The organism is Chromobacterium piscinae (genome assembly GCF_021129175.1).
Lineage (GTDB): Bacteria > Pseudomonadota > Gammaproteobacteria > Burkholderiales > Chromobacteriaceae > Chromobacterium > Chromobacterium piscinae.
This window is the reverse complement of the sequence record NZ_JAJOHV010000054.1, coordinates 13,125-37,177: the sequence shown is the minus strand read 5'-3', so window position 1 is coordinate 37,177 and position 24,053 is coordinate 13,125. Positions and strand designations below refer to the sequence as shown.

The 24,053-nt window shown below is 62.5% G+C and carries 23 protein-coding genes; 21 read left to right on the top strand and 2 right to left on the bottom strand.

The window, feature by feature from the left end:
* The first annotated feature begins 43 nt into the window (after nt 1-43).
* The 10 genes from leuC (at nt 44) to LQR33_RS14150 (ending at nt 8,395) form a co-directional block, all read left to right on the top strand.
* Entirely contained in the window at nt 44-1,459 is a 1,416-nt protein-coding gene (gene leuC / locus LQR33_RS14195; RefSeq protein ID WP_231469469.1) for a 3-isopropylmalate dehydratase large subunit, read from the top strand.
* Nucleotides 1,460-1,590: 131 nt separating this feature from the next.
* A complete protein-coding gene (locus LQR33_RS14190) occupies nt 1,591-1,776 on the top strand; it encodes an entericidin EcnAB (protein WP_221667775.1) in 186 nt (61 codons plus the stop codon).
* A gap of 29 nt (nt 1,777-1,805) precedes the next feature.
* Nucleotides 1,806-2,444, top strand: coding sequence for a 3-isopropylmalate dehydratase small subunit (gene leuD / locus LQR33_RS14185; RefSeq protein ID WP_231469466.1), 639 nt, complete (start codon nt 1,806-1,808; stop codon nt 2,442-2,444).
* Between the two features lie 118 nt (nt 2,445-2,562).
* Nucleotides 2,563-2,958, top strand: a complete 396-nt coding sequence (locus tag LQR33_RS14180) for a GFA family protein (protein ID WP_231469464.1) — start codon at nt 2,563-2,565, stop codon at nt 2,956-2,958.
* Nucleotides 2,959-3,007: 49 nt separating this feature from the next.
* A complete protein-coding gene (locus LQR33_RS14175; protein WP_231469462.1) occupies nt 3,008-3,589 on the top strand; it encodes a pyridoxamine 5'-phosphate oxidase family protein in 582 nt (193 codons plus the stop codon).
* 19 nt (nt 3,590-3,608) lie between these two features.
* Nucleotides 3,609-3,908 carry a hypothetical protein gene (locus LQR33_RS14170; protein WP_021475992.1) on the top strand — a complete coding sequence of 100 codons (300 nt, stop codon included), beginning with the start codon at nt 3,609-3,611 and terminating at the stop codon, nt 3,906-3,908.
* Nucleotides 3,909-3,918: 10 nt separating this feature from the next.
* A complete protein-coding gene (leuB, locus tag LQR33_RS14165; protein ID WP_231469459.1) occupies nt 3,919-4,983 on the top strand; it encodes a 3-isopropylmalate dehydrogenase in 1,065 nt (354 codons plus the stop codon).
* A 226-nt stretch (nt 4,984-5,209) separates the two neighbouring features.
* Entirely contained in the window at nt 5,210-6,601 is a 1,392-nt protein-coding gene (locus tag LQR33_RS14160; RefSeq protein ID WP_231469457.1) for a hypothetical protein, read from the top strand.
* A 210-nt stretch (nt 6,602-6,811) separates the two neighbouring features.
* Entirely contained in the window at nt 6,812-7,063 is a 252-nt protein-coding gene (locus LQR33_RS14155; RefSeq protein WP_231469454.1) for a hypothetical protein, read from the top strand.
* 1,107 nt (nt 7,064-8,170) lie between these two features.
* A complete protein-coding gene (locus tag LQR33_RS14150) occupies nt 8,171-8,395 on the top strand; it encodes a DUF3955 domain-containing protein (RefSeq protein WP_043596312.1) in 225 nt (74 codons plus the stop codon).
* Between the two features lie 265 nt (nt 8,396-8,660).
* On the opposite strand, the gene LQR33_RS14145 is transcribed toward LQR33_RS14150, so the two are convergent.
* Complete coding sequence (locus LQR33_RS14145) at nt 8,661-8,897, bottom strand: hypothetical protein (RefSeq protein ID WP_166440712.1); 237 nt, start codon at nt 8,895-8,897, stop codon at nt 8,661-8,663.
* Nucleotides 8,898-9,696: 799 nt separating this feature from the next.
* On the opposite strand from LQR33_RS14145, the gene LQR33_RS14140 reads away from it, so the two are divergent.
* From LQR33_RS14140 to accD, 11 genes are all read left to right on the top strand, one after another.
* Nucleotides 9,697-10,125, top strand: a complete 429-nt coding sequence (locus LQR33_RS14140; RefSeq protein WP_221664131.1) for a hypothetical protein — start codon at nt 9,697-9,699, stop codon at nt 10,123-10,125.
* Nucleotides 10,126-10,416: 291 nt separating this feature from the next.
* Nucleotides 10,417-10,662 carry a DUF3955 domain-containing protein gene (locus LQR33_RS14135; RefSeq protein ID WP_166440711.1) on the top strand — a complete coding sequence of 82 codons (246 nt, stop codon included), beginning with the start codon at nt 10,417-10,419 and terminating at the stop codon, nt 10,660-10,662.
* 490 nt (nt 10,663-11,152) lie between these two features.
* The gene (gene asd / locus LQR33_RS14130) at nt 11,153-12,259 is read left to right on the top strand and encodes an aspartate-semialdehyde dehydrogenase (protein ID WP_231469452.1); all 1,107 of its coding nucleotides are present in this window, start codon (nt 11,153-11,155) and stop codon (nt 12,257-12,259) included.
* Between the two features lie 130 nt (nt 12,260-12,389).
* The gene (locus tag LQR33_RS14125; RefSeq protein ID WP_166440709.1) at nt 12,390-13,400 is read left to right on the top strand and encodes an aspartate-semialdehyde dehydrogenase; all 1,011 of its coding nucleotides are present in this window, start codon (nt 12,390-12,392) and stop codon (nt 13,398-13,400) included.
* A gap of 178 nt (nt 13,401-13,578) precedes the next feature.
* Nucleotides 13,579-15,834, top strand: coding sequence for a FimV/HubP family polar landmark protein (locus tag LQR33_RS14120; RefSeq protein WP_231469449.1), 2,256 nt, complete (start codon nt 13,579-13,581; stop codon nt 15,832-15,834).
* A gap of 491 nt (nt 15,835-16,325) precedes the next feature.
* On the top strand, nt 16,326-18,752 hold the full coding sequence (locus tag LQR33_RS14115; protein ID WP_231469447.1) for a type IV pilus assembly protein FimV: 2,427 nt from the start codon (nt 16,326-16,328) through the stop codon (nt 18,750-18,752).
* Nucleotides 18,753-18,921: 169 nt separating this feature from the next.
* The gene (gene truA / locus LQR33_RS14110) at nt 18,922-19,710 is read left to right on the top strand and encodes a tRNA pseudouridine(38-40) synthase TruA (protein ID WP_166440706.1); all 789 of its coding nucleotides are present in this window, start codon (nt 18,922-18,924) and stop codon (nt 19,708-19,710) included.
* 31 nt (nt 19,711-19,741) lie between these two features.
* On the top strand, nt 19,742-20,365 hold the full coding sequence (locus tag LQR33_RS14105; RefSeq protein WP_221664148.1) for a phosphoribosylanthranilate isomerase: 624 nt from the start codon (nt 19,742-19,744) through the stop codon (nt 20,363-20,365).
* The gene (trpB, locus tag LQR33_RS14100) at nt 20,352-21,554 is read left to right on the top strand and encodes a tryptophan synthase subunit beta (protein ID WP_231469444.1); all 1,203 of its coding nucleotides are present in this window, start codon (nt 20,352-20,354) and stop codon (nt 21,552-21,554) included. The genes LQR33_RS14105 and trpB overlap by 14 nt, the downstream gene beginning before the upstream one ends.
* An 11-nt stretch (nt 21,555-21,565) precedes the next feature.
* Entirely contained in the window at nt 21,566-22,354 is a 789-nt protein-coding gene (trpA, locus tag LQR33_RS14095; protein ID WP_166440704.1) for a tryptophan synthase subunit alpha, read from the top strand.
* Between the two features lie 75 nt (nt 22,355-22,429).
* A complete protein-coding gene (gene accD, locus LQR33_RS14090) occupies nt 22,430-23,299 on the top strand; it encodes an acetyl-CoA carboxylase, carboxyltransferase subunit beta (protein WP_166440703.1) in 870 nt (289 codons plus the stop codon).
* A 46-nt stretch (nt 23,300-23,345) separates the two neighbouring features.
* Here the strand turns inward: accD and LQR33_RS14085 are convergent, their stop codons facing one another.
* Nucleotides 23,346-24,053: a substrate-binding periplasmic protein gene (locus LQR33_RS14085; protein ID WP_166440702.1), complete on the bottom strand. Its 708-nt coding sequence runs from the start codon at nt 24,051-24,053 to the stop codon at nt 23,346-23,348.

The window sequence follows — 24,053 nt, the reverse complement described above, 5'->3', positions numbered from 1 at the left end:
ACTGTTCGAATATGCAGTCAACGACGACCCGAGGAACCGCAACATGACCGCGCAAACCTTGTACGACAAACTCTGGAACAGCCATGTGGTGCGTGAAGAGGCCGATGGCACCGCGCTGCTGTACATCGACCGCCATCTGGTGCACGAAGTGACCAGCCCGCAGGCTTTCGAAGGCCTGAAGCTGGCCGGCCGCAAGTTGTGGCGCGTCGATTCCGTGGTATCCACCGCCGACCACAACACGCCCACCGACCATTGGGACCAAGGCATCCAGGACCCGATCTCGCGCCAGCAGGTGGAAACGCTGGACGCCAATATCAAGGCTTTCGGCGCGTTGGCTTATTTCCCGTTCAAGGACAAGGGCCAGGGCATCGTCCACGTGATGGGCCCGGAACAGGGCGCCACGCTGCCGGGCATGACCGTGGTGTGCGGCGACAGCCACACCTCCACCCACGGCGCTTTCGGCGCGCTGGCGCACGGCATCGGCACCTCCGAGGTGGAGCACGTGATGGCCACCCAGTGCCTGACGGCCAAGAAATCGAAAAACATGCTGGTTAGAGTGGACGGTCGGCTGGGTACCGGCGTCACCGCCAAGGATGTGGCGCTGGCCATCATCGGCAAGATCGGCACCGCCGGCGGCACCGGCTTCGCCATCGAGTTCGGCGGCGAGGCGATTCGCGGTCTGAGCATGGAAGGGCGGATGACGCTGTGCAATATGGCGATCGAAGGCGGCGCTCGCTCCGGCCTGGTGGCGGTGGACGACAAGACCATAGCCTACGTCAAGGGACGCCCGTTCGCGCCCAGAGACGGGCAATGGGAACAAGCCGTCGCCTACTGGCGCACGCTGCATTCCGATGAAGGCGCGCATTTTGACGAAGTGATCGTGCTGCAGGCTGCCGACATCCAGCCGCAGGTCACCTGGGGCACCTCGCCGGAGATGGTGACGGCTGTGGGCGGCAAGGTGCCGAATCCGGCCAATGAGAGCGATCCGGTGAAAAAGGCAGGCATCGAGCGCGCGCTGGCCTATATGGGCCTGGAGGCGGATACGCCCATCGATGAAATTCCGGTGGATGTGGTGTTCATCGGCTCCTGTACCAATAGCCGGATCGAAGACCTGCGCGAAGCCGCCGCGGTGGCCAAGGGCCGCAGCAAGGCTGGCAGCGTCAAGCAGGTGCTGGTGGTGCCGGGCTCCGGCTTGGTCAAGGCCCAGGCCGAGGCCGAGGGGCTGGACAAGATCTTCGTCGCCGCTGGTTTCGAGTGGCGCGAGCCGGGGTGTTCGATGTGCTTGGCGATGAACGCCGACCGGCTGTTGCCGGGCGAGCGTTGCGCCTCCACCTCCAACCGCAACTTCGAAGGCCGCCAGGGCCAGGGCGGACGCACCCACCTGGTGAGTCCGGCGATGGCGGCGGCGGCGGCGGTGGCCGGCCATTTCGTCGACGTGCGCCGGTTGGCGGCGGGCTAGATCGCGACGGCGGGGAGCAAAAGCCGGCGAGGCGTGTCAGACAAGAATGGAAGGTTGCTCGGCGATTTCGCTAGAATGCCTGTTTTATCTTGTCAGACAGCCCGGCTGTCACCCAATGGAGCGAAAACATCATGAAAAAAACGATGGTTTGTCTGAGCCTGGCCCTGCTGCTGGTCGGCTGCAACACCGTGCAAGGCATTAAAACCGACGCCAAGGAAGGCGGTCAGGCGGTGGGGCACGGTTTGCAGAAGGCGGGGCAGGCCGTTGGCAACGCGGTGGAGAAGGGCGGCCAAGCGATAGAGCATGCCGCCCAGTGATCCCCGCGCATTCTGAACAGGAGCGCAGCATGAAAGCATTCACCACCTTGCAGGGCCTGGTCTGTCCCTTGGATAGGGCTAATGTCGATACCGACGCGATCATCCCCAAACAGTTTCTGAAGTCGATCAAGCGATCCGGCTTCGGCCCCAATCTGTTCGACGAATGGCGCTACCTGGATCACGGCGAGCCGGGCATGGACAACAGCCAGCGTCCGCTGAACCCGGACTTCGTGCTGAACCAGCCGCGCTACCAAGGCGCGCAGATCCTGCTGGCGCGAGAGAACTTCGGCTGCGGCTCCAGCCGCGAGCACGCGCCGTGGGCGTTGGACGACCAGGGTTTTTGCGTGGTGATCGCGCCCAGCTTCGCCGATATTTTCTTCAATAACTGCTACAAGAACGGCCTGTTGCCCATCGTGCTGGCGGCGGACATCGTGGATCAGCTGTTCCGCGAATGCGAGGCGCAGCCGGGCTATAGCCTGAAGGTGGATCTGGCCGCGCAGACGGTGTTCGCCCCGTCAGGACAAGCCTTCCTGTTCGACATCACCGAGCATCGCAAGCACTGCTTGCTGGGGGGGCTGGACGAAATCGGCCTGACCTTGCAGCATGCCGAAGAGATCAAGGCTTTCGAGGCGAAGCGCCGCGCGGCGCAGCCCTGGCTGTTTTCCTGACAGGCGCGCAATGGTTCGCTTGCCTGCCTGCGGTATGAGCACGGGCAAGCTCCATGCGAAGGGGCGCCTGGCGAGGGTGCCGTGCAACCCAACATTAGTTACTGGAAGAGAGCGTCCCATGTCCAACCGCCTTGCCGCATGCAGCTGCGGCCAGCTTACCGCCCAAGTCTCAGGCGAACCGGTACGCGTCTCCATCTGCCACTGCCTGGCCTGCCAACGCCGCACCGGCAGCGTCTTTGGCCAGCAGGCCAGGTTCTACCGCAAGGACGTTGCCATTGCCGGCGATTCCACCGTCTACGTCCGCGTGGGCGACGAAGGCTCCCGCGTCAAATTCCATTTCTGTCCGACTTGCGGCGCCACCGTGTACTACGAACCGGAGGGGCTGGAAGAGTTTGTGGCGATACCAGTGGGGGCGTTTGCCGACCCAGGCTTTCCGGCTCCGAGCGTGTCGGTTTATGAGGAGAGGAAGCATGGGTGGGTGGCGGTGCCGGAGGGCGCGGAGCATTTTGCGTAAGGCAAACCTGTCCGCCAACAGGGCAATTCATTGTTGAGGGAGGCCCGGCATGGGGCAGCGTTACCAGGAACTACAAGACTCGCACCGCGAGTTCATTGCCGGGCAAAAGCTGTTTTTCGTCGCCACCGCCATGCCGGATGGCCATGTCAACCTGTCTCCCAAGGGCATGGACTCGCTGCGGGTGCTGGGGCCGAAGCGGGTGGCTTGGCTGAACGTCACCGGCAGCGGCAATGAAACCGCCTGCCATGTCGAGCATAGTCCGCGCATGACCGTGATGTTCTGCGCGTTTGACGGCAAACCGCTGATCCTGCGCCTTTATGGCCAAGCGCGCGTGGTGCATCCCGGCGATGAGGATTGGAGTAGTTGTTACGGCTTGTTCAATCCCTTGCCGGGCGCGCGCCAGATATTCTTGCTGGACGTGGAGCTGGTGCAAGCTTCCTGCGGCATGTCGGTGCCTTACTACCAGTACTTGGGCGAGCGGGAGCAGTTGAACGACTGGGCCCGCGCCAAGGGCGAGCCGGGCATCCGCGATTACTGGCGAAACCGGAACAGCGTGAGTCTGGACGGTTTGCTGACCGGCATCGTCGAGAAAAGCGGCATGGTCTCGCTGGACGAGGCGGAGCAGGCATGAAAACCGGGGTGAGATCGCCATGAGCGGCCGCGGCTGGCTGGCCTGGTTGCATCGCCGCCCGCTGGCGGCCTTCCTGTTGCTTGGCCTGAGCTTTCTGCTGTTCGGCGCCGCCACCGTCAACCTGGCTTTGCTGCTGCAGCTGAATCTCAAACTGTGGCTGGATGTGGGCTGGCAGGCGGCGATGGACGGCGCGCTGCGCCAGCTGGGAGAACTGTTGCTGTCCGGCTATGCCGCGATGGCGGCCTATATCGTATTCAAATGTTGCGAACGGGTATTGGTGGAGAGACTGACCCGGCGCGACGACGACAAGCGGAAATAAAGGAGCATTCATGAAGATCGCTATCCTGCCGGGAGACGGCATCGGTCCTGAAATCATCGCCCAGGCAGAGCGCGTGCTGGACGTGTTGCGCCGCGACGGTTTGAAGATGGAGACCGAACACGCGCCGCTAGGCGGCGCCGCCTACGACCAGTACGGCGCGCCGTATCCCGAGGCCACGCAGAAGCTTGCGCGCGAAGCCGACGCCGTGCTGCTGGGCGCGGTGGGCGGCCCCGCCTACGACAAGCTGGACCGTCCGCTGCGTCCCGAGCGCGGCCTGCTGGCCATCCGCAAGGACCTGAACCTGTTCGCCAACCTGCGGCCAGCCATCCTGTATCCGGAGCTGGCCAACGCGTCCACGCTGAAGCCGGAAGTGGTGGCCGGGCTGGACATCATGATCGTGCGCGAACTGACCGGCGACATCTACTTCGGCCAGCCGCGCGGCATCGCCGTCAACGAGTTGGGCGAGCGCGAGGCCTACAACACTATGCGGTACAGCGAGAGCGAAGTGCGCCGCATCGCCCATGTCGCCTTCGGCATCGCCATGAAGCGCAACCGCAAGCTGTGCTCGGTGGACAAGGCGAATGTGCTGGAAACCACCGAGTTCTGGAAAGAAATCATGATCGAGGTGGCCAAGGAGTACCCGCAAGTGGAACTCAGCCACATGTACGTCGACAACGCGGCGATGCAACTGGTGCGCAATCCGAAGCAATTCGACGTGATGGTCACTGGCAACATCTTCGGCGACATCCTGTCCGACGAAGCCTCGATGCTGACCGGCTCCATCGGCATGCTGCCGTCCGCCTCGTTGGATCAGAACAACAAGGGCCTGTACGAGCCCAGCCACGGCTCGGCGCCGGACATCGCCGGCCAGAACCTGGCCAACCCGCTGGCCACCATCCTGTCCGCCGCGATGATGCTGCGCTACAGCTTTGGCCAGGAAGCCGCCGCCCGGCGCGTGGAGGACGCGGTGAAAAAGGTGCTAGCCCAGGGCTACCGTACCACCGACATCTACGAAGCCGGCTGCGAGAAGGTCAGCTGCTCCGGCATGGGCGACGCGGTGGTGGCGGCGATGTGACGCCGTTGGTCCGCTGATTGACGCGCGTGGCGCGATCCGCTGAAGGATCGCGCCATTTTTTATATAGATGGTCGGTTGTTGATTGGCGTTTTAAGTCCTTGATTCCACAGTGAAGTGCAATTTTCATGCTCGAATGCGAATAAAATATTTTCACTTTCCGCTAAACTTTCGCCGCAAATCCAGGATAAGGCTGTTCGACACAACAGACTTTTGATGGGGTAGCGGTATGGTTGCAGTAGTGGCGGGTACGGGACTGGGTTTGCGCAACGGTTCGCTGGCGGCGCTGGGCGCATCAGGCCAGCTGGGCGCGGCGGCGTTCGGCCGCGGTGGCGAGCGAGTCTACGTCAACGCCGGCAACGGCAACCTGATCCTGCAGCACCAGGACGAATTCCTGGCCGGCGGCCTGCCGCGGGGCCTGATCCGCACTTACAACAGCCAGGGCCAGGGCGGCGACGCCGGCAACTGGCGGCTGGGCTACAGCCGCCAGCTGAGCGGCCTGTCCGGCGCGCTGAATACGGCGGGCAGCAGCGTCCACCGTCTGGCCGAGGACGGCAGCGACACCCTGTACGCCTACGACGCGGCGCGCGGGCTGTACGTGTCGCAACGCAGCGACAGCGGCGCCGACGACACCTTGCGCGGCGACGCCCAAGGCTGGACCTGGACCGACGGCGCCAGCCAGGCGCAGGAGCGCTACGACGCCGGCGGCCGGCTGCAGCAAACCCGCGACCGCGACGGCCAGACGGTGGACGTCGGCTACGACGGCGCCGGCCGCATCGTCAGCCTGAAGCGCGCCGGCGGCGAAGCCTTGTTTGTCGACTACGACGCCCAGGGCCAGCTGAGCCAGCTGCGCACGGTGTACCTGAAAGACGGCCAAAGCCAGACGCTGACCCGCACCCGCTACGGCTACGACGCCCAGGGGCGTTTGAGCAGCGTCACCACCGATCTCACCCCCGACGACAACAGCGTGGCCGACGGCCAGGTCTACACCACCCGCTATGTTTATGACGGCGCCAGCCGCCGGGTGGCCAGTCTGCAGCAGAGCGACGGCAGCCAACTCGACTTCACTTACGTCCAGGTCGGGTCCGACTACCGGATCCAGACCGTCAGCGACGTGCGCGACGGCCAGAAGCTGATCACCCGCTTCGACTACGACGCCGGCGGCCAGCGCACCACCGTCACCGACGCCGCCAACCAGGCCACCCAGCTCGAATACGACAACGGCCAGCTGCGCCGCCTCGCCGGCGGCGGGGTGGAGCAACGCTACAACTACGACAGCCACGCCCGGGTCAGCGACGTCACCGACGGCCGCGGCCAGAGCAGCCACTACGACTACGACGCCGCCGGCAACCGCATCGGCGCGCGCGATGCGCAGCAGCGGCAGACCAGCCGCCGCTACAACGCGCAGAACCAGCTGATCAGCGAAACCATCGCCGGCGTCGGCACCACCCGCCGTATCTACGACGCCAGCGGCCTGCATCTGCGTTTCAGCGTCAGCGCCGAAGGGCGGGTGCCGGCAAGTACCTGCTCAACTGCTTCGCGCTTGAGGGCCTCAGGGAAAGTACGTCTGGTCTTGGTCATGAACACTGCTCCTTGGTGGGGATTATCCACCTTAAGTTAGTGTCCATGGGGATCGGGACAGACCACACCAAAACGGTTTCTTCAACGGGATTCCACAAGATACTCAGTACACTGAGTATCTTGCGTTTAGGAATGAATCCTTGTTCCAGAATGGTGTTCGCCCCTTGTTGCAGGAGCGTATGAACATATGGAACGATGTGCAGTCTCTCTACCCAGACTTGCCTCAGGGTAAGTATCCATTTGGAGGCCGATGATGAACCAGATGCTTGCCGACCAACTGTCAAGCGCCGACGCGTTGAAGCATACTCGGGAAGGTGGGGAGCTTTTTTGCCCGGTTTGCCGTGCCAAGCTAAGGACGATTCCTGAAAATTGGAAGCGCGGAGCAGTCCTACGCGGCATCGAATGCCCCGTTAGTCAAAAGCACTTCTTCATTCTTGGCGAAGACGCGGGGGCGATGAAGGAGATGAGGGCGCGGATGCGTGAACGGGCCGGAAAAGCCTAGCGACCGAGAGTGCAACCGCAAGTGGGTACACGCCAAGGATTGACCTAACTGATAGCTTTGTCCCACAGCGAATGAGAGCACCGGATGTGCGGTACCTATACCGAGGCTACGGTGACGTACACTATCTTGACGCCGTTATTGACTTGGAAGGTACGCTTGGCTTTGACATTCGCGCTGGAGGTAATAGCGCAACCCTCGGTGGTGGCAAAGATATGTTTTACGGGTTGATGAACCGTTTGAAGCAGGATGGAGTGCAAGTAAATCAGATACGTGGAACTTGGCTCGACGGAGATGGCAGCGTTAACTAGGAAACGTACCGACAATTGACATCTGGTGCGAACCCATTGACGCCAGAGCAGGCGGCATTTTCAACTTGGACGGGTCAGCAAGCCAAAGGGTTCGGTTATACCCAGGTTGTTAAGCTTCAAGATTACGGAGTCGATGTTAAAGTCTGGTTTGGCAAGCCCAACTAAGGAAATAAGGACCATTCAGATGGCAATTCAGCCTCAAGAGTTTACGTCAGCGGATGCTGATGTTTGGAGAGCCAAGCTAAGTACCTATTTGTCGGTGAGTAGGTTGCTGCGCGACCTTTCTGCGGAGTATGGGGTGTCGCGAAATGATGCCGGAGTACTGCTTTATGAGCTCTTTGATAGTTTTTCGCTAGACGACATTTCCTACGTATGGAAGTGGGACTTCGATGGAAGTGGCAAGGGACTCTCGGACGAGGGGCTGGATCAGCGACTTGGTCACTTGTTGGGTAAGTGACGGTACGTTGGAACTGTTGGGACAGAGAGGGCGTAGCTCCAAAAGGTGAGTTGCCGCTATTCTGGTTGTCGCAACCAGGTGGTCTTAACGCCACGGAAGGTAAGCAAGTAGTTAGATGGGATAGCAGGGCCGTAGGTTGGGCTTCAGTTCATTCTCCCCAAGCTATGGTTCTGGCCGCGCGGGCAAAGTTCAAGAAACGGCCCTCTCTGCCAAGCTGAGTTGGATCGTGAAGGTTCATTGTGGGCCTGGCATGGTCCCAAGTATGGAACTCGGAGTGTAAAGCCTGGACTGAAGACTTATCCGCTACCTAGGTCTGGAACTATGCCACGCTCCTTGAAACACTTGCTGATCATCGTCGCGCTGATGGTGGCCGTCGGTTTAGCCTGCCTGGGTGCAGCCGCCTTGATCGGTTCCCATGTCGACGCGAACGGTGTGCTGCGAGAGTCCTTTGCGTTGATCGCCGGCGGCAGCTTTCTGATCGTTGCCAGTGCCGTGGTCGCTGCCACCTATTTGATGTGGCAAGGGTTGGCGGCCTGCTTTGCCCGCAAGCGCAGGTTTTACCGCTAATAGGGCCGTAGATACCGCCTTTCACTTCAAGCGGCTATGCGGAAACTGGTCCATCTGTGCTTGAGCGTGCTGAAACACGCAACCTTACCGGGCCGACTACGCCGGAGCCGCTTGAAGTGAAAGGCGGTATCTATGGTCCTATCGCCCCGGAGACATCTACAAAGCCGGCTGCGAGAAAGTCAGTTGTTCCAGCATGGGCGACGCGGTGGTGGCGGCGATGTAAGAAGCGGGATGGGCGGGCGGGGACATGCCCGCTCTGCCTCTCCTATCCACGGCCATGCAGCGCTAGCGCGGCAGCCTTGCGCCAGCGCGGATCGGCGCGTAAGCCATCTTCTTGCCAGCAGGCGTGTACAAGCTTGATGACATGGTCGTTCTGTTGCTGGCAGGCACGGCGTTTCAATTCGTCCCAGTGGGGCGGTGAATCCGTTTGGGGCAAACCGTGAGGTTTGGGGTCATCCGAGATCATCGCCAGCAGCGCGCTGCGTGTCACGACGTCTTGCATTGCCTCGCTGTCCGGCAGGAAGGGGCTGAGAATGCGCAGCGCTCTGAGCGCGGGCAAGTCAGGCGCAAACGCCAGGGCCGTAGGTTGGGCTGAGCTTGCGAAGTCCAACGTTCACCGCGATACATGGCGATCAATATTTATGGGGTCGTGCATTTTGTCGGTAAGCGTTGGGCTTCATTTCATTCAGCCCAACCTCCGGCCCTATCAGAAGAACAAAACAGAGCGACCTGGGGGGTGAATAATGGTCAATAACTTTACTTACCTGGATTGGGTGAAATACTTGCCGGCTAGCGATGCTGGATATGCTCAGTGTTCATGCCTGGTTTGTAGTTCCATCGGCCTTTCTTATCAGTACTTTGGCTTTGCTGATAGTGAATTCGGCTGGAAATTGATTTGGTGTCGATCGTGCATGAATGGTATTCGAATTTCCAGGACGAGAGTTCCTGCTGAGGTACAGCCTCTTATTGCTGGCGAGGACCAAGAGCAGTTTCTCAATCAGCACTCAGAAATTAACCTGATCGCATAGTTGAATCGGACCAAGCCTTTCGTGGGAAGGTTCGGTGTTTAAAATGCGGCGGTTGCAACATTGGAGAGGGCCGTAGGTTGGGCTGAGCTTGCGAAGCCCAACGTTTGCCGCGATATATGGCGATCAATATTTATGGGGTCGTGCATTTTCTCGGTGAATGTTGGGCTTCATTTCATTCAGCCCAACCTACGGCCCTGTTGTTCTCTTTGGAGGACGTTACGACCCAAAGACAATTGTGCCGATTATTGATGTCCGATTTCCATAATGGGAGATATGAAAGTGATCATTAAGGAAGTGATGGCTTCCCGGCTCGGTATTGAGCCAGCTCATATCCGGTCCTACGAACTTGATGGGCTAGTGTACCTGACTTGGGCTGATAGCTTAGTGGTAGGGGCGCAATGTAGGATTTGCTACTCTATAATTTGGGTTGATCAGCGAGTAAACCCAGTTCTGAGTGAGCCTAAACCTAATGTGGTTCCAGATTATGGGGGCGGGTATTATGAGTATCAGAAAGAGAAAGTTCACCGATTTTTAGCATCAATGCCTGCTTGTCCTAAATGCGGCGGAGAGGATTTTGATCGATTTATTAATAATGTAAATTATCAACGTTTTCAGAGTGGTAAGGAATTTCCAAAGGGTGTTGTTAGCTCGGATCTAATTAAAGAGGATGCTAGTGCTGTTCTGGTTTATTTTGTTGAGTAATTTTTAATGGGTGGAGCCGTAAATTGGGCTGAGCTTGCGAAGTCCAGCGCTCATTGCGATATATGGCGATCAATATTTATGGGGTCGAGTATTTTCTCGGTAAACATTGGGCTTCGTTTTATTCAACCTAGACTACAGTTCTGGCCGAGCGGGCAAAGCTCAAGAAACAGCCCTCTCTGCCAAGCTGAGTAGAATTGTGAAGGTTCATTGTGAGCCTAGCATGGCCCCAAGCATGGAACTCGGAGTGGAAAACCTGGACTGAGAACTTATCCGCTACTTAGGTCTGGAACTATGTCCTGTTCTTTGAAATCCTTGCTGATCATCGTCGCGCTGATGGCGGCCGCCGGTTTGGCCTGCTTGGGCGCGGCCGGTTTGATTGGTTCCCATGTCGACGCGGGCGGCGTGCTGCGCGAGCCCTTCGCGCTGATCGCCGGCGGTAGCCTGCTGATCGTCGCTAGCGCAGTGGTCGCCGCCGGCTATTTGATATGGCAAGGCTTGGCGGCCTGCTTTACCCGCAAGCGCAGGTTTTACCGCTAAGAGTGGCTAACAAAATTCCTGATGCGGCGTTGCGCCGACTTGTCGTACTCAACTACTGCCTGTGTCGGCGCGCCTTGCCTCAGCCGTAACACAGAGTTTTGTTAGCCACTCTTAAAGCGCGGCTGACGGTTTCCCCTGATGCCGTGCTTGTCGTATGGCCCGCTGCTCGGTCAAGCGGGGGTTGAGCCAGGCATGGCGCGGCATTGCCCAAGTCCTGGGCGTAATGCCGCCCAAGCCTTGGTCCTCTGGCCGATGGTGGTGCCTGCCGGGCGCTTCCGGCATCCTTTGGCGCCGGTCTCAATGCCTGCTGGCAAGCCGTTCATCGCGGCTTAATCATTTGTTCTGCGGAACTTCACAATAAAAACGATTTACCCCATTGCCTGCCATCGTGGCGCGCTGCACAATGGGGTAACAAAAATTTAACCGCCGCGCCGGCGTCAGCCGCGCGGCGGTCACGATTCGGACTTAGGACAGACTCGGGAGATTTCCAGTGAGAGTAGGCTTTGTAGGCTGGCGCGGCATGGTCGGTTCCGTGCTGATGCAGCGCATGCGCGAGGAAAACGATTTCGCGGTGATCGCGGAACCGGTGTTCTTCACCACCTCCAACGTCGGCGGCAAGGCGCCGGACATCGGCCGCGACGTGCCGCCGCTGAAAGACGCCGGCGACATCGACGAGCTGAAGGCGATGGACGTGATCGTCACCTGCCAGGGCGGCGATTACACCACCGAGGTGTACGGCAAGCTGCGCGCCGCCGGTTGGAAAGGCTACTGGATCGACGCGGCCTCCACGCTGCGTATGCAGGCAGACTCCATCATCGTGCTGGACCCGGTCAACCGCGAGCTGATCGACAAGGGCGTGGCCAACGGCGTCAAGGATTACATCGGCGGCAACTGCACCAACTCCATCATGCTGATGGGCATGAACGGCCTGTTCCGCGAAGGCTTGGTCGACTGGGTGTCCTCGATGACCTACCAGGCGGCTTCCGGCGGCGGCGCCAACCACATGCGCGAGCTGCTGAAGGGCATGGGCGCGATCCACTCCACCGTGGCCGAAGAGCTGGCCACGCCGTCGTCCGCCATTCTGGAGATCGACCGCAAAGTGGCCAAGGCCATCCGCGAGGACGTGCCGACTGAGTACTTCGGCGCGCCGCTGGCCGGCGGCTTGATTCCGTGGATCGACAAGCAACTGGACAACGGCCAGTCCAAGGAAGAGTGGAAGGGCCAGGCCGAGGTCAACAAGATTCTCGGCACCTCCAGCGTGGTGCCGGTGGACGGTCTGTGCGTGCGGATCGGCGCGATGCGCTGCCACAGCCTGGCGCTGACCGTGAAGCTGAAGAAGGATCTGCCGCTGTCCGAGATCGAATCCATCATCAAGTCCGGCAACGACTGGGTGAAGTGGGTGCCTAACGACCGCGAGATTTCGGTCAAGGAACTGACGCCGGCTGCGATTACCGGCGGCCTGGAAGTGGGCGTCGGCCGCGTGCGCAAGATGAATATGGGCGGCGAGTATTTGTCCGCCTTCGTGATCGGCGACCAACTGCTGTGGGGCGCGGCCGAGCCGCTGCGCCGCATGCTGCGTATCCTGATCGAGCGCTGACGGGTAGAATAGGCGCGAGCCTGGGCCGGCTTTGCCGGCCGCAACAGAATTCAAGGGCACCTCGGTGCCCTTTTCGCATTGCAATGCCGGCGGGCGAGACGCCGCCGGCGGTAACGATAGGAACAACATTATGTCGACTTCTCTGCAGATCGCCGTCGTGGGCGCCACCAGCCTGGTGGGCCAAGCCGTGCTGGAATTGCTGGCCGAGCGCAGCTTCCCGGCCGCGCGAGTGTTCGCCGTGGATAGCGCCGAGCAGGATGGCAGCACCGTGTCGCTGGGCAATCTGGAGCTGGACGTGCACGTGGTGGACGAGTTCAACTTCGAGAACGTCGGCCTGGCCATCTTCGCCGCCGGCGGCGACATCTCGCGCCAGTATGTCCCGCAAGCGCGCGATGCCGGCGCGGCGGTGGTGGATTTCAGCTCCGCTTTCCGCGGCGACGCCGGCGTGCCGCTGGTGGCGCCGGCCATCAATGCCTCCGAGCTGGAGGAACTGGGCCGCGCGCCGCTGGTGGCCGTGCCTAATTGCACGGTGACGCCGCTGGCGCTGGCGCTGGCGCCGCTCGCGCCGCTGGGCATCGCCCGCGTGACCGTGGCCACCTACCAGGCAGTATCCGGCAGCGGCCAGAAGGCGATGGAAGAGATGGCGGAGCAAACCACCGCGCTGTTCTCGCATCGCGACGCGGAAGTCAGCGTCTACGCCAAGCGCATCGCCTTCAACGTGTTGCCGCAGATCGGCGATGTGGACGACAGCGGCGATTCGGAAGAAGAGCGCTCGGTTCGCGACGAAACCGCTCGCCTGTTGAAGCTGAAGCCGGAACAACTGGAAGTCACCTGCGCGCGCGTGCCGGTGTTCTTTGGCCATTCCTGGGCGATTCAAGTCGAATTGCATGAAGAGTTTGACCTCGAACAAGCGCGCAAACGCCTCAAGGCGGCAGGATTGCAGGTGGTCGGCAGCGACCAGCATGGCGGCTACGTGACGCCGATGGAGGCCACCGGCAACGAGATGGTGTGGGTCAGCCGCCTGCGCAAGCACGGCAAGACGCTGGGCTTGTGGGTGTCGGCCGACAACGTCAAGGCCGGCGCGGCGCTGCATTGCGTGCGCGTCGCTGAAATCCTGGCTGGGCAAAGCGCCTTGATGTAAACGACGCGCACGGCATGCCAAGCTGGCATCGGTTGTGAAATCTGGCTAAACGACGTGCCAGGGCCTAAGATTGCAACAGTTGCACACTCATCCCGAAGGGATGAATGCCGATAACATCTGATAATGCGACAGTGCCGGAAGGTAGACAGTGAGAAATCAGGGAAAACTCAAGCTTGGCGTGCTATTGACCGCCCTGGCGTACTCCGCGTGCGCCTGGGCCGGTTTGGGGAAGATACATGTTCGCTCCAATCTGGGCGAGCTATTGAAGGCCGACATCGAGATGACCGGCGTGCAGCCGACGGAGCTGGACGCCGTCAGAGTAGGGTTGGCGGGCATCGAAACCTTTCAGGCCTTGAATGTCGATTACGCCAGCTCCTTGTCCTCCCTGCGCTTCGCGCTGAGTCCCAATACGCGCGGCGCGATGATACGCGTCAGCTCCACCCAGCCCATAAACGATCCCTATCTGCGCTTCGTGGTCGAGGCTAAGGCGCCGTCCGGCCGCTCGGTCCGCGAATATACGGTGTTGCTCGATCCCGCCAACTACGTCGCGCAAAACATTGTCCAGGACGTGCCCAGCTATGCGGACAGCGATCAGGCCAGCCGTTATCGCCAGGCTGCGCCGGCGAAGCTTGCTCCCGCCGCGCCGCGCGAGCTGACGGTGCGTCAGGGCGCCACGCTGCGCTCCTTGGCGGCAAAGGTCAAGCCCAAGGGCGCGTCGTTGCGGCAGGCCATGGCCGCCTTGGTTCAGGCCAATCCGGATGCTTTCGCCGATGGCGACGTCAGCCATCCCAAGCCGGGCTCGACGCTGCAAGTGCCGTCCGCGCGCAAGATGCGCGCTTTGTCGGCTAGCAAGGTGGCCGGCATCCTGGGCGAGCCCGCTCCGGCTGCGCAGGCCTCGTCAGCCGGAGGCCAGGCAGCCGTGCCGGCGGGCAAGGGAGGCGACGTGTTGAAACTGGCGCCGGGGGATGGCTCGGACAGCGCCAGGCTCAATGATTTGCAGCAACAGATCAGCTCCCGGGAAAAGGCGTTGCAGGACGCCACCACCCGCATCGCGGCGCTGGAGCAGCAGTTGAAAGCGTTGCAGAGCAGCCTGCAGGCGCCGGGCGCCAAGCTGGAGCCCGTCGTGCCTGCCGCCGCGCCGGCGCCGTCCAGCGCGCCGATGGCCGCAAGCGTTCCGCATGAGGCTGTTGCTGCCAGCGCGCCTAAGCCGGAGCCGAAACCGGTGGAGAAGCCCCATCCCAAGCCCGCGGTCGCGCATCCTGCGCCGCCGCCTGCGCCATCGCTGATGAGCAGGGTGCTGGGGTATCTGCCGCTGATCGGAGGCGGAGTCGCCGGCGTGGGCTTGCTGGGGTTGCTTGGCGTCATGATCGCCAGGCGGCGCAAAGCTGCTGACGAGAACGCCGGCAGCGCCGCGCTGGGCCGCAGCACGGTAGCCGGGCATGACGCCAACGCCGCAGGCGGCAGCAACTCTTTCATGAGCAACTTCACCCAGGCTGCCGGCGCCATCGATGCGGCGGAAGTCGATCCAGTGGCGGAGGCCGAGGTTTACATCGCCTACGGCCGCGATCAGCAGGCTGAGGAAATTCTCAAGGATGCCCTGCAGAAGGATCCGTCGCGCCATGAGGTGCGGATGAAGCTGATGGAAGTGTACGCCGCCAGGCCGGATGTCGCTGGTTTCGAGCGCTTGGCCAAGGAAATGCATGCCGCCTTCGACGGCAAGGGCGCGCTGTGGGCCAAGGCGGCGGCTTTGGGCAGGGCCATCGATCCGGGCAACGCCCTGTATCAGGCGGGTGCCGGCGAGCCGGAGTCCGCGCCGGTGGCCGCTGGCGGCGAGGTGATCGATCTGGATCAAGAGTTGTTCGGCGAAGAGGCTCCCGCGGCCATCGAAGCGGCACCCGCTCCGGCGCCGTCCGAACCGGCATTGCCGGCGGCGGCCGCGGAAGAGGCAGATCCGTTGGCGGCGCTGTTTGATGCCCCGGCAGGCGGCGAGGCCGCGCCGGAGCCGGAAGCCAGCGCGCTGGATTTCGATCTGGACGCCATGCTGACGGCGGAGCCCGCAGCGGGTGAGTCTAAGGCACCGGAGCCGGAGGCCAATATGCTGGACTTCGACTTCAATCTGGATGGGGCATCTGTGGCGGAAGCCAAGCCGGCGGAGGCGCCTGGCGCCGAGGGGCTGGAGTCCTTGTACGAAGACATGCTGGCGGAGGAGTCGCAAGTTGCCGAGGAGGCGCAGCCGGCTCAGACCGCTCCGGCAGAGGCGGAGGGTGTGTCGGTGATGGATGATCCTCTGGCCACTAAGCTGGACTTGGCCAAGGTTTATCTGGACATGGGCGACCGCGAGGGCGCGCGCGAGGTGCTGCAGGATTTGCTGAACGAGGCCCAGGGGCCGCTCAAGGACGAAGCTCAGGCCTTGCTCGACAAGATCAGTTCCTGAGCGATTGCCGCCCTCCGGCAAGAAAACCGCCTGCAGCCGTGCGCTCAGGCGGTTTTTTCATGTTTGGGCTTTCTCCGAGCCTTGCGTGGGTTTTCAGTAGGGCGCATGTTTTCGCGACAGAACGCCGATTTTCCATTTCCGCGGGGTAGGGCGTCTGGCGTTTGGCCATCGCGGGCGCTAAACGCACAGCCGAAAACGCAGCAGGATGGAAAGGCAAATCCCCTTTTGAGCGTCGGGCGATTCTCATGCGCGGGGATGAGGATTCATCGGTCTGATGGTTGGCGGAGCGGCGCTGCGGAGGAATTGGGATGCCATCAATTCAGTATTGCGTTTCGCATGGGATTGTCAGGCGAAAGTGCTATAAGGTTTAATTATGCGTTTTTGCAAAATGCCGGCTGCCTTGATGGATTAAGGGCCTTTGGGGCGAAGGCGGGTATTTTTCCGTTGGGGCGGGTTGTATCATGCACGCAAGAAGATTGGGAACATCAACGATGGCTGCAAATTTTCGCAAGACAGGCTTGGCGCTGCTGCTGGCAGGCATGGGAAGCATTTATGCGGCGCATGCGGGATTAGGGCCGATACGCGTGCTTTCGGCGGATGGAGAGTCGTTCGCCGCTGAAATACCGGTCGTCAATGAGGATATCGAAGATCTGGCGCAGGTGAATCTGGCCGATCGCAACAATTATCCGCTGCTGTCCCCTTACAGCGGTTCCGCGCCGGTTTTGCATTTCAATCTGGTGCGCAGCAGCGATGGCCGCATCAGCAAAGTGCAGGTCAAGGGCCCGGCGAGCTTCGGCGAACCCTTGCTGCGCTTCGCGGTTGAGGTGCGATGGCCTGCGGGCAGCTTGGTCCGCGAGTTCGAGGTGGATTACAAGCGCGACGGGCCGCGCCGCAAGGCGCCGGTGCCAGCCGGCGGAGACGACGACAAGCGCCATGCCGCGACGCCGGACCAGGGTTCCAGGCTGGATGGAGCGGGCTTGGGCGATATCCGCGTCAGCTCCCGTCTGGGCGAGCCGCTGATCGCAGAGCTGCCCTTGCTGGGCGGCGCTTTCGACAAGTCGGAGCAATTTCGGGTAGCGATTCTGCCGGATGCCGCGCAGGGTGTGGCGATGAAGGAGCAGCTGTCGCAAGTGGCGTCCATCTCTCATCAACTGGACCGTTCACCCAGCGGGCACCGCATGCTGCGGCTGTCCTCATCTCTGCCGATCACCCAGCCGAGACTATCGTTCCGGGTTGAGGTGATCGCCGGCACTATCCGGGCGCAAAAGACTTACAGCCTGGCGCTGGATGGCGCCGCGGCCAAGGGCGGAGCGGCTGTCGCAAAGCCGGAGGCAAGGCTTGCCGGCGCTGAGTCGACGTCTGGCGGCAAGATCTACCAGGTGAAAAGAGGCGATACCTTGTCGGGGATCGCCATGAAGATGAGCGGCCAGGCGCGCGGCGAGGATGTGGCCGGGCGGCTGTTGCGGGATAATCCCGAGGCCTTCGTCGACGGCGACGCCAATCGCCTGCTGGCGGGCGCGGAGCTGCATTATCCGAGCGGCTGGACGATGCCGGAAGCGGCGAAGGGCGCGGGCAAGCCGGAGGAGGCGAAGGACACCGCCAAGTCGGGCAGCATGGCCAAACTGCTGGCGGAAGGGCATCAGGCCGATCTGGCGAAGTCCCGCCCGGCCAAGGCGGCGGCCCAGCCGGAAACCAAGCCGGCGGCGAAGCCCGTTCCGGAGTCGAAGCCTGCCGCTCAAACGGCATCATCGCCGCAGGCGCTGGCGGCCGAGCGCCGCATGCGCGACATGCTGATGAAGCAGGAACAGGCGCTGAAGCAGACCGAGCAAAGAGCCAAGGCGCTGGAAGACAAGATCCGTTCGCTTCAGCAAGCCAAGAGCAAGCCCTCTGCTGCATCCGCGGGCGTTGTGGCGGCCAGCAAGCAGGAGGGGGGCGTGTCCGCCAAACCCACGCCTGCCCCGCCCAAACCACCCGCCAACAAGCCTGAGGCGCAGGCGGCGAGGAAGGAAGAGCCGCCGGAGTCGCCGGCAGTCAAGCCGGAGGTTCCGGCTTTGCATGGGCCGCCGGAACTGCTTCAGTCTCCCGAGAGCAGGCCCGAACCGGTTATCCGGCGGGAGGCCGCTCCTCCGTCTCCGCCGGCGCGCGGCGCGGCGGCAGGCGCGATGTCGGCGTTGAACGACAGGGATGTGCAAATCAAGCTGGGCGGCGCGGCCGCCGCGCTGGGACTGGTGGCGCTGCTGCTGATCCGCCGCCGCCGCGCCGCCGCCGCTGGCCAGGACGCTGGTGGCGGCGCAGGCAATGACGCCGAATCCGCCAAGATGCAGTTGAAGCCGCTGACCTCGCTGATGAGTTCGTTGAAGAGCGATGAGGGCATAGATCTGGGCTCCGTCGACGTGATGGCCGAGGCTGAGGTCTATCTGGCTTATGGGCGGGACGACCAGGCTTTGCTGATTCTGCGGGAGGGCCTGGCGAAAGAGCCCTTGCGGCAGGATCTGCGCTACAAGTTGCTGGAAGTGCTGGCGGCCCAGCCTGACAAAGCCGTGTTCATCGAGGAGGCTACCGCCGCCCAGAGCATGTTCAGCAAGGACAGTACCATGTGGCAGCGGGTCAGCGAGCTGGGCCGCGCCCAACTGCCCGATCACCCCTTGTTCGCACGGGAACCCGGCGCGGAGCCGCAGATTGCTGAGCCCAAGGCCGCGGCGCCTGAGCCGCGCCCCGCGATAGTGGCTCCTCCTCCCGAGGCTCCGGCAGCCGCGCCTGTCGCCGCGAAAGCGCCTTCCGCTCCGCCGCAGGCAATGGAGGCGCCGATCGAGGGAACCGAGGATGTCGAGAAAATGGAGTTGGCCAAGCTCTATATGGAAATGGGCGACAAGGAAACCGCCGAGCTGTTGATGCGCGAGGCCCAGCACGGCCGCTAAGTGCGTGGGCGGGAGTGGCCAATGGCACCGGTTTCGGCCGGTGCCATTTGTTTTTGTATTGAGGCGACGCGTGTGGCGCAAACCGGGCAGGATAGGATAAAGTGGGTGCTTTATCGCTCTGGGCGAGGCTTTGGTCGACTGGAGCGTGGCAATGAATGGATGAGTGGGTATGAGAATCGCGCTCGGCATAGAGTATGACGGTCGGGCGTTCGCCGGCTGGCAGACCCAGCCGCACGGCAATACGGTACAGGACAGGCTGAATCAGGCATTGGGGCAGATCGCCGGCAACCGCGAAGTGGCCACCCACGCCGCCGGCCGCACCGATGCCGGCGTGCATGCCGCGATGCAGGTAGTTCATTTCGATACCGATGCGACGCGTCCGCTCAATGCCTGGGTAAGAGGCGTCAACGCGCTGTTGCCGCCCGAGGTGGCAGTGGTGTGGGCGCGCGAAGTCGGCGACGAATTCCATGCCCGCTTCTCCGCGTTTTCCCGCAGCTACAGCTATTTCCTGCTGACTCATCCGGTCCGTTCCTGCCTGCTGGCGGGCAAGGTGGGCTGGTATCACCAGGCGCTGGATGTGGCGGCGATGCGCGAGGCGGCGGCCCGGCTGCTGGGGCGGCATGATTTTTCCAGTTTCCGCGCGTCGGAGTGCCAGGCGAAGTCGCCGGTCAAGAATCTGCAGCAATTGGATATCGTCGAATCCGACGGCCTGCTGCGCTTCGATTTGAACGCCGATGCCTTCCTGCACCACATGGTGCGCAACATCGTCGGCGCGCTGCTGTACGTAGGCAAAGGGGCGTTGAGCCCTGACGACATGCAGGCTTTGCTGGCGGCGCGGGACCGCACCAGCGCGCCGCCCACTTTCATGCCGGACGGCTTGTATCTGACCGGCGTGGGTTATCCGGACGCGTTCGCGCTGCCGTCCCGCTGCGAGGCGGCGCGGCTCAGGCTGCGCTGAAGTACAACCCTTATCGAGCGGGGCACAGGACATCGTGGTCAGAGTCAAGATTTGCGGCATCACCCGGCCGGAGGACGGCGCCGAGGCGGCCCGCCTGGGAGCGGACGCCGTCGGACTGGTGTTTTACGACAAGAGCCCGCGCAATGTGTCGATTGAGCAGGCGCGCGCGGTGATCGCCGCGCTGCCGCCCTTCGTCAGCGTGGTGGCCTTGTTCGTCAATCCCGAGCGCGAATGGGTGGAGCGGGTGCTGGCCGGTTGCGCGATCGACGTGTTGCAGTTCCACGGCGAGGAGAGCGCTGAGTTCTGCCGCGCTTTCCATCGACCCTACCTGAAGGCGGTGAGGGTGAAGCCGGGCGTGGACCTGCTGGAATGGGCGCGCTGTTATCCCGATGCGCGGGGCTTGCTGACCGACGCTTTCGTCGAAGGCGCGCACGGCGGCACGGGCGCCACGTTCGATTGGACCCTGTTGCCGGACAATCTGCCCTTGCCGTTGATCCTGTCCGGGGGGCTGGACGAACAGAACATTATCGAAGCCGTGCGCCGGGTGAAGCCGGCCGCGGTGGATGTCTCCAGCGGAGTGGAGGCGTCCAAGGGAATCAAATCCGCCGCCAGAATGGCGGCCTTCATATCAGGAGCAAGACATGGATCGGTATGATTTTCCGGATGCGCAGGGCCATTTCGGCCCTTACGGCGGCGTCTACGTCGCCGAAACCTTGATGGTGGCGCTGGATCAGCTGAAAGAAGAATACGCCCGCGTGAAGGCCGATCCGACGTTCTGGCAAGAGTTTCATCATGAGCTCAAGCACTATGTCGGCCGCCCCAGCCCGGTTTACCACGCCAAGCGCTGGTCCGAGCAGCTGGGCGGCGCGCAGATCTGGTTCAAGCGCGAAGACCTGAACCACACCGGCGCCCACAAGATCAACAACGCCATCGGCCAGGCGCTGTTGGCCCGCCGCATGGGCAAGAAGCGCGTGATCGCCGAAACCGGCGCCGGCCAGCATGGCGTGGCCACCGCCACCGTCGCCGCCCGCTACGGCATGGAGTGCGTGGTGTACATGGGCGCGGAGGACGTCAAGCGCCAGTCGCCCAATGTATTCCGCATGAAGCTCCTGGGCGCCACCGTGGTGCCGGTGGAGTCCGGCTCCAAGACGCTCAAGGACGCGCTGAACGAAGCGATGCGCGACTGGGTGACGAATGTCGACTCTACCTTCTACATTCTCGGCACCGCCGCCGGCCCGCATCCGTATCCTATGCTGGTTCGCGATTTCGTATCGGTGATCGGCGCGGAATCCAAGATCCAGATGCCGGAAGCGATAGGCCGCCAGCCCGACGTGGTGGTGGCTTGCGTGGGCGGCGGCTCCAATGCGATCGGCATGTTCCATCCCTATATCGACGTGCCGGGCGTCCGCATGGTGGGCGTGGAGGCGGGCGGCCACGGCGTTTCCAGCGGCAAGCACGCCGCGCCGATCTCCTCCGGCGCGCCGGTGGGCGTGCTGCACGGCTCCAAGAGCTACCTGATGCAGGATGCGGACGGCCAGATCATCGAGACCCATTCGGTTTCGGCCGGGCTGGACTATCCGGGCGTGGGGCCGGAGCATTGCCACCTGAAAGACATCGGTCGCGCCGAGTATGTGTCGATCGAGGACGACGAGGCGTTGCGCGCCTTCCACGATTGCTGTCATCTGGAAGGCATCATCCCGGCGCTGGAATCCAGCCACGCGCTGGCCTGGGCCGCCAAAGTCGCGCCGACCATGGGCAAGGACCAGGTGATTCTGGTCAATCTGTCCGGCCGCGGCGACAAGGACATCAATACCGTTGCCGGCCTGGCCGGCATCACGCTGTGAAGGGGGCGAGAATGTCACGCATTGCCAACTGTTTTGCCGAGCTCGCGGGCAAGAAAGCCCTGATCCCGTTCATCACCGCGGGCGATCCGCATCCCGGCCTGACCGTGTCGCTGATGCATGGTCTGGTGGAGGGCGGCGCCGACATCATCGAGCTGGGCGTGCCGTTTTCCGACCCGATGGCCGACGGCCCGGTGATCCAGCGCGCGTCCGAGCGCGCGCTCAAGCACAAGGTGGGTTTGCGCCACGTGCTGGAGATGGTGGCCGAATTCCGTCGCGACAACGCAACGACGCCGGTGGTGTTGATGGGCTACCTGAATCCGCTGTGCGCGATGGGCTATACCGAATTTGCCGCGCGGGCCAAGGCGGCCGGCGTGGATGGCGCGCTGACGGTGGATTGTCCCCCGGAAGAGGCCGCCGAGCTTCAATCCGCGCTGGATGCCCAGGGCCTGGACACGGTGTTTCTGGTGGCGCCGACCACCCCGCCGTCGCGGGTGGCGGAAATCGCCAAACTGGCCCGCGGATACGTCTATTATGTGTCGCTGAAAGGCGTGACTGGCGCCGGACATCTGGACATTGAGGATGTAGCGCGTAAAATTGCTGCCCTCAGACAACAATTGCCGCTGCCGATAGGCGTGGGCTTCGGGATTCGCGACGCCGCGACTGCCAAGGCCATCGCCGCCGCCGCTGACGCGGTGGTGGTGGGCAGCAGGCTGGTGCAGGAAATTGAGGCGGCGACACCCGAAGCTGCCAAAGAGCAGTTAACTCGTCTGGTAGCCGAATTAAAGGCTGCCATCCGCTAGAACACAGACGGGGGCGCATCGCCCCCGTCGCAATGTGGCCGGAGATATCCGGACACTCAGATTCAAGGAGTCAGCATGAGCTGGTTGAACAAGCTCCTCCCGCCGAAGATCAAGCGCGAAAACCGCGCAGACAAGCCTTCGGCGGTACCAGAGGGGCTTTGGAGCAAATGCCCGGAATGTGAAGCGGTACTGTATTACACAGATCTGGAAAACAACCTCCAAGTCTGCCCGAAGTGCAGCCATCATCATCCGTTGACGGCGCGCCAGCGCCTGAACCTTCTGCTGGATGAAGAGGGGCGGCGCGAGGTGGGCGAAGAAGTGCGGCCGGTGGACATCCTGAAGTTCAAGGATAGCAAGAAGTACCCAGACCGCCTTACCGCCGCCAAGAGCGACACTGGCGAGGATGACGCGCTGGTGGTGATGCAGGGCAGCATCCATTCGCTGCCAGCGGTGGTTGCCGCGTTCGAATTCAAGTTCATCGGCGGTTCGATGGGCTCGGTGGTCGGAGAGCGCTTCGTGCGCGGCGTGCAAGCCGCGGTGGAGGCCAAGGCGCCGTTCATCTGCGTGTCGGCGTCCGGCGGCGCGCGGATGCAGGAGGGCCTGAACTCGCTGATGCAGATGGCCAAGACCAGCGCCGCGCTGCAATTGCTGACCGAACACAAGCTGCCCTTCATTTCTGTGCTGACCGATCCGACTATGGGCGGGGTGTCAGCATCCTTCGCCTTCCTGGGCGATGTTGTGATGGCTGAGCCCAAGGCCCGCATCGGCTTCGCCGGCGCCCGAGTGATCGAGCAGACCGTGCGGGAAACCCTGCCGGAAGGTTTTCAGCGCGCGGAGTTCCTGCTGGACAAGGGCGCGGTGGACATGGTGGTGGACCGCCGCGAGCTGAAGCGCAAGATCGCCGGTCTGGTCACGTTGTTGATGAGGGAGCCTGCCGCCGTTTGAGCGGCTTGCGCCTAGGCATATCGAATGCCGCCTTCGGGCGGCATTTTCATTTGGGGCGGCAGTTTTGCAGCGCGTTGTTGAACTGGGGAAGGAATTGAGGTCCTTCGCGGGCGAGGAAGGATTTGCCGAAGTAGAGGCCCATCGGCAGCGCTTCGGCCAACTCGCTGCGCAGCTCTGTCTGAAGTCCCAGGCGGGCGATCAGCGCGTCCACCGCGTAGCTGTTGCCCAGCACGGCGTCCACCCTGCGGGATTGCAGCATGCGCAGCAGTTGCTCGCTATTGCCTGGGGTGGCGCTCAGGCGATAGCCGTGGTCGCGCAGCCAGATATCCATATTGGAGCCGCTGAAGGCGGCGATGCGCGCTTGGCGTTTGAATTCGGGGCTGGAAGGCGACAGCGGGTTGGCTTTCAGTAGATACCAGCGCCGCTCGTAAGGAATCAGCGGGGCGGACAGCGTCGCGTAACGGTCCCGCTCTTCGGATTGCGTGGCGGCGAAGAAGCCATCGGATTGCAGATGCTGGACCTGCCATTGCGCGCGGGGCCAGGGCACGAAGTCCAAGGTGTAGGGGCGCTGCATCTTTTTCAGCGCGCAATCGACGACCTGCACCGCCAGGCCGTCCGCCTGGCCGTTGTCGCGAGTGAAAGAGAGAGGTGGCTGAAGATGGGTGGCGAGGCGGATGGGTTCTGCCGGAAAAACGCGGGGCGCGGCCAGCAGCAGGCTGGCCAGCAGAAGCTTGTGCGTGAGCGCATGCGGCAT

Coding starts and splice junctions, on each gene's coding strand:
- LQR33_RS14085 (WP_166440702.1), bottom strand. CDS start 24,053: ATGCCGCATGCGCTCACGCACAAGCTTCTGCTGGCCAGCCTGCTGCTG.
- leuD (WP_231469466.1), top strand. CDS start 1,806: ATGAAAGCATTCACCACCTTGCAGGGCCTGGTCTGTCCCTTGGATAGG.
- LQR33_RS14140 (WP_221664131.1), top strand. CDS start 9,697: ATGAAAGTGATCATTAAGGAAGTGATGGCTTCCCGGCTCGGTATTGAG.
- truA (WP_166440706.1), top strand. CDS start 18,922: ATGAGAATCGCGCTCGGCATAGAGTATGACGGTCGGGCGTTCGCCGGC.
- LQR33_RS14155 (WP_231469454.1), top strand. CDS start 6,812: ATGATGAACCAGATGCTTGCCGACCAACTGTCAAGCGCCGACGCGTTG.
- LQR33_RS14190 (WP_221667775.1), top strand. CDS start 1,591: ATGAAAAAAACGATGGTTTGTCTGAGCCTGGCCCTGCTGCTGGTCGGC.
- LQR33_RS14160 (WP_231469457.1), top strand. CDS start 5,210: ATGGTTGCAGTAGTGGCGGGTACGGGACTGGGTTTGCGCAACGGTTCG.
- LQR33_RS14135 (WP_166440711.1), top strand. CDS start 10,417: ATGTCCTGTTCTTTGAAATCCTTGCTGATCATCGTCGCGCTGATGGCG.
- leuC (WP_231469469.1), top strand. CDS start 44: ATGACCGCGCAAACCTTGTACGACAAACTCTGGAACAGCCATGTGGTG.
- LQR33_RS14115 (WP_231469447.1), top strand. CDS start 16,326: ATGGCTGCAAATTTTCGCAAGACAGGCTTGGCGCTGCTGCTGGCAGGC.
- accD (WP_166440703.1), top strand. CDS start 22,430: ATGAGCTGGTTGAACAAGCTCCTCCCGCCGAAGATCAAGCGCGAAAAC.
- leuB (WP_231469459.1), top strand. CDS start 3,919: ATGAAGATCGCTATCCTGCCGGGAGACGGCATCGGTCCTGAAATCATC.
- LQR33_RS14145 (WP_166440712.1), bottom strand. CDS start 8,897: ATGCAAGACGTCGTGACACGCAGCGCGCTGCTGGCGATGATCTCGGAT.
- LQR33_RS14170 (WP_021475992.1), top strand. CDS start 3,609: ATGAGCGGCCGCGGCTGGCTGGCCTGGTTGCATCGCCGCCCGCTGGCG.
- LQR33_RS14175 (WP_231469462.1), top strand. CDS start 3,008: ATGGGGCAGCGTTACCAGGAACTACAAGACTCGCACCGCGAGTTCATT.
- LQR33_RS14180 (WP_231469464.1), top strand. CDS start 2,563: ATGTCCAACCGCCTTGCCGCATGCAGCTGCGGCCAGCTTACCGCCCAA.
- trpB (WP_231469444.1), top strand. CDS start 20,352: ATGGATCGGTATGATTTTCCGGATGCGCAGGGCCATTTCGGCCCTTAC.
- LQR33_RS14125 (WP_166440709.1), top strand. CDS start 12,390: ATGTCGACTTCTCTGCAGATCGCCGTCGTGGGCGCCACCAGCCTGGTG.
- trpA (WP_166440704.1), top strand. CDS start 21,566: ATGTCACGCATTGCCAACTGTTTTGCCGAGCTCGCGGGCAAGAAAGCC.